At 69.7% G+C, this 4,114-nt stretch carries 5 protein-coding genes; 4 read left to right on the top strand and 1 reads right to left on the bottom strand.

Annotated elements, in window-relative coordinates; all coding sequences use genetic code 11:
- Positions 1 to 150 precede the first annotated feature (150 nt).
- Complete coding sequence (locus FNH05_RS33715) at positions 151 to 1,005, top strand: TIGR03621 family F420-dependent LLM class oxidoreductase (RefSeq protein ID WP_144592905.1); 855 nt, start codon at positions 151 to 153, stop codon at positions 1,003 to 1,005.
- 63 nt (positions 1,006 to 1,068) lie between these two features.
- On the opposite strand, the gene FNH05_RS33710 is transcribed toward FNH05_RS33715, so the two are convergent.
- Positions 1,069 to 2,112 carry a hypothetical protein gene (locus tag FNH05_RS33710; RefSeq protein ID WP_144592904.1) on the bottom strand — a complete coding sequence of 348 codons (1,044 nt, stop codon included), beginning with the start codon at positions 2,110 to 2,112 and terminating at the stop codon, positions 1,069 to 1,071.
- Positions 2,113 to 2,368: 256 nt separating this feature from the next.
- Here FNH05_RS33710 and FNH05_RS33705 point away from each other — a divergent pair, with 256 nt between their 5' ends.
- The 3 genes from FNH05_RS33705 to FNH05_RS33695 all read left to right on the top strand — a co-directional run bounded on the left by FNH05_RS33705 (position 2,369) and on the right by FNH05_RS33695 (position 4,042).
- Positions 2,369 to 2,962: a 50S ribosomal protein L25/general stress protein Ctc gene (locus tag FNH05_RS33705; protein WP_144592903.1), complete on the top strand. Its 594-nt coding sequence runs from the start codon at positions 2,369 to 2,371 to the stop codon at positions 2,960 to 2,962.
- Entirely contained in the window at positions 2,959 to 3,552 is a 594-nt protein-coding gene (gene pth / locus FNH05_RS33700; protein WP_144592902.1) for an aminoacyl-tRNA hydrolase, read from the top strand. Before FNH05_RS33705 ends, pth begins: the two co-directional genes overlap by 4 nt.
- 136 nt (positions 3,553 to 3,688) lie before the next feature.
- A complete protein-coding gene (locus FNH05_RS33695) occupies positions 3,689 to 4,042 on the top strand; it encodes a DivIVA domain-containing protein (protein WP_144592901.1) in 354 nt (117 codons plus the stop codon).
- The last annotated feature ends 72 nt before the right edge of the window (positions 4,043 to 4,114 follow it).

The following is a 4,114-nucleotide window of genomic DNA, read 5'->3' as shown; positions in this document are numbered from 1 at the left end:
GGCAACCAGCCTCTTCGCCGCCCCCCCCTGATCGTTTTCGGGCGGGGTGGTTTCGCAAGGGTCGTGGCGAAACCACCCCGCCGTTTTTCACCGTTCCGCCTTGCGCGAAAGCCGGTGTGAGCGCGGTCCGCATGCCGATAGCTTCCGGTCATGAACGACTTCCGTTTCGGTGTCTCGCTGCGCGCGGTGGACGGGGATTTCGCCGCGCAATGCCGGAGGGCCGAGGAACTCGGCTACGACGTCATCACGATTCCCGATCATCTGGGCGCGCCCGCACCCTTTCCCGTCTGCGTCGGCGCGGCCGCCGCCACCACGCGCCCCCACGTCGGCCCCCTGGTGCTGAACGTTCCGTTCTACAACCCGGCGTTGCTGGCGAGGGACATCGAATCCACCCTCACGCTCACCGGCGGCCGGTTCGAACTCGGCCTCGGTTCGGGCCACATGAAGGCGGAATTCGATGACGCGGGCCTGCCGTGGCGGCCGGCGAAGGAACGCATCGCCCGCCTGGAGGACACACTCGCCGAACTGCGCCGCCGTCTCGACGCGATGCCGCCGCTGCTGATCGCGGGGAACAGCGACGGGGTGCTCAGGCTCGCCGCGCGGGAGGCCGACATCGTCGGTTTCGCCGGGCTGAAGCAACTGCCCGGAAAACCGCCCGGCACCTTCGACATCGCCTCGTCCGCCGAACTGGAAGAGCGCGTGGAATTCGTGCGGCGTGAGGCGGGCGCGCGGGCGGACGAGCTGGAATTCAACATGCTGATCCAGAAGGTCGTGGTGGGCGATGACCCCACCGGCCCGCTGGGGGAATGGCTCGCGCCCGCACCGCACCTCTCGCATTCGGTGGACGAACTTCTCGAGGCACCGCAGGTGCTCGCCGGCCCCGTCGAACGGATCGCGGACGAACTCCAGGCACGCCGGGAACGCTTCGGCTTCAGCTACTTCACCGTGTTCGAGCCCGCACTGGAGGACTTCGCCCCCGTCATCGCCGAACTGCGTTCACGCTAGGACCGTGCCAGCCGCGCCGTGGCTTTCTTTCCTGTGAGGGGACCCCTCACGACAGCGTCCGGTTCACGAGCCGAGTTCGGCGGCGACCTCGTGCTTGAGCGTGCCGGGGTCGAGGATGGCGACGGGTTCGGCGCTCACCTCCGGCACCGCGGTCACCGTGGTGATGGTGGTCCCGGAGACCCTGGGCAGGCTGAACCGCACGCTGCAACTCAGGTCCACGGTGCTGTTCACCGGCACCACCAGGTCCTGACCACAGGAGCGCGTGCCGAGTTCGGTGGAGCTGACCGAGGTCTTCAACTGGATCCGGGCCGCCGTGCCCGGATCGGCTCCGGAACTCCGGTTCACCACGCGTACCTGGTCGGTGCACCCGCCGCCGGAGCCGCACCGCAGCGTGTTCCCGGTGACGGTCGCCGTGATCGAGGACCCGGCCACCAGCGGCCTGCCGAGCGCATCCACGGTGGCGTCGAAGGCGGCCCGCATGTCGGCGAGCTTCGGTCCGGAAGGGACGGTCACCGAAACCGGCAGGTCCCCGAGGGCCTGTGCCACCGCGGGACCGAGCAGCCCCGACGCGACACTGACCACCCGATGGGGTGGCGCCGCGGTCACCCGCAGGCCGTGCACGTCGAGGACTTCGGTCCCGTCGGGCAGTGTCTCGCGTGCGACCTGCTGGTCCGGGGTCAAACCGGCGCCGAGTTCGTGGGCGACCGTGGTCGGGTTGAGGCTGCCGCCCAGGTCGAAGCCCAGGGTGGTGCGGGTCCAGCGCGCGTCGTACCCCTCGGCGCGCTCGGGGGGCACGCCCTGCGCACGCCAGTAGTCCGCGGAGGCCGAGACGAACAGCCGTCCGCCCGCCCGCAACACCCGGACCTGCTGCCCGTTCAGGGTCAGCGAGCCCTGGGCGAGACCGTTCCGGGTGACGTACAGCAGGGCACCCGATGGCAGGCCGTAGCCGATGGCGACCTGGTCGGCGAGGGTGGCCAGCGCGCTCTGGACGGCGGCCGCCGTGCCGGGTGCCGCCTCGCCCCCTGGCGGCGGTGACGGCGCATCGCACCCGGTCAGGGCCATGGCCGCGGCGAACCCGAGTAAGTAACCCACCAGACGTCGCGGCATCTCGGCACCCCCTGACTAAGTGTTTCCTACTGGCCAGAGCGACCCACCGCAACCCGACGATCGCCGGTTGCCTACACTGAACAGGTTGTCTCGGCGAGGCGGGCATTTGGTAACCGGTTACCGCACCCGGTGCCCGGCGTGATCGACGCGGCGGCTTGAGGCCCCGCGCTGTCTTCATGCCGCAGGCTCGCCGCCGCAGACACCACCCGCCTGGTTCCCGCCGCTACGTGTTCAACACTTGAAGGAGTGCAAGACCGTGTCCGAGGTACGTCTGTCCGTCGAGCCGCGCACCGAGTTCGGCAAGGGCGCCGCGCGCCGCACCCGTCGCGCCGGAAAGATCCCGGCCGTGCTGTACGGCCACGGCACCGACCCCCGGCACCTGGCGCTGCCGGCCCTGGAGTTCGCCCGCGTGATCCGCGAGAACGGCAGCAACGCCGTGCTCACGCTGAACGTGGAGAACGCCACCGAACTGGCGCTGACCAAGACCATCACCGTGCACCCGCTGAAGAACTACATCGAGCACGTCGACCTGCTCGTGGTCAAGCGTGGCGAGAAGATCGCGGTGGACGTCCCGATCGTGCTGACCGGCGACCCGGTCCCGGGCACCCTGGTGCGCCAGGAGCTCGACACCATCTCGGTCGAGGTCGAGGCGCTGCACATCCCCGAGCAGTTCGAGGTCTCCGTCGCGGGCGCCGAGGCCGGCACCCAGATCCTCGCCTCGCAGGTCTCGCTGCCTTCGGGCGCGACCCTGCTGACCGACCCCGAGACCCTGGTCACGGCCGTCACCGAGGCGACCCAGGTCGCCGAGGAGGGCGAAGCCGAGGCTGGGGCCGAGGCCGCCGCGGAGTGACCGCCGATCTGCCCGGGGCCGGCGAGCAGATCCTGCTCGTCGGCCTCGGTAATCCGGGCCCCCGCTACGCGGGCAACCGGCACAACGTGGGGTTCATGGTGCTCGACGAGCTCGCCGCCCGCGTTGGCGGCCGCTTCAAGGCCCACAAGGCGGGCGCGGAGGTGCTCGAAGGGCGCCTCGCCGGCCACCGCGTGGTGCTGGTGAAGCCGCGTTCGTTCATGAACCTCTCCGGGGGCCCGGTGGCCGGCACGGCGAAGTTCTACAAGGCCGGACCGGACGGGGTCGTGGTCGTCCACGACGAGCTGGACCTGCCCTTCGGCGCCCTCAAGCTCAAACTCGGCGGCGGCGACAACGGCCACAACGGGCTTCGGTCGATCAGCAAGTCGCTGGGGACCAAGGACTACTACCGGGTTCGATTCGGCATCGGCAGGCCGCCGGGCCGGATGGATCCGGCCGATTTCGTGTTGAAGGACTTCTCGACGGTCGAGCGCAAGGAGCTCCCGTTCGAGGTGGACCGGTGCGCCGACGCGGTCGAGGCGCTGGTCGGCGAGGGGCTGACGGCGGCACAGAACCGTTTCCACGCCCCGTAGCACCGTTTCACTCAGTGGTATGGGAAATTCTGCCCGATCGAGTTTGATACTCGTTTTCAGGCTTCCGCGGGCTCTCCTGCCCGGCTAGGACGGAATACGGCACACGCCTCGTCCGAGCTGAATCTGGAGAACGGTCATGGCCCTCACCGTCGAAGACGTCCGCGCCGTGGAATTCGGCAACGCCCCCGTCGGCCGACGGGGCTACGCCAAGCACGAGGTCGACAGGTTCGTCGAGCGCATCGCGAAGACCCTCGCCGGAGAGGACGACCTCACCGCCGCCGAGGTGCATCACGTGCTGTTCGGCAAGCCGATGCTCGGCAAGCGCGGATACGACGAGCGCGAAGTCGACGAGTTCCTCGACGCTGTCGAGGAGGAACTGGCCCACCGCACCGGCCACGCACACCGGTTGCCGTCGGCACGGGGAGAAGGCGACGCCCCGACCAGCCACGCCGTGCCGACCCCGGCCCAGTTCCCGGCGAAAACCCGCTGACCCCGACCAGCGGGAAATAGGGCCGTGAGGGACCCCCTCACGGCCCTATTTGCCGTGAGGGGGTCCCTCACG

The sequence above is a fragment of the Amycolatopsis rhizosphaerae genome (assembly GCF_007713715.1).
Classification (GTDB): domain Bacteria; phylum Actinomycetota; class Actinomycetes; order Mycobacteriales; family Pseudonocardiaceae; genus Amycolatopsis_E; species Amycolatopsis_E rhizosphaerae.
The sequence above is the reverse complement of the archived record's forward strand: the minus strand, read 5'-3'. Positions and strand labels throughout refer to the sequence as shown.

Bases quoted from the DNA above. Each gene is read 5' to 3' on its own strand.
- FNH05_RS33715 (WP_144592905.1), top strand. From the start codon at position 151: ATGAACGACTTCCGTTTCGGTGTCTCGCTGCGCGCGGTGGACGGGGAT.
- FNH05_RS33710 (WP_144592904.1), bottom strand. From the start codon at position 2,112: ATGCCGCGACGTCTGGTGGGTTACTTACTCGGGTTCGCCGCGGCCATG.
- FNH05_RS33695 (WP_144592901.1), top strand. From the start codon at position 3,689: ATGGCCCTCACCGTCGAAGACGTCCGCGCCGTGGAATTCGGCAACGCC.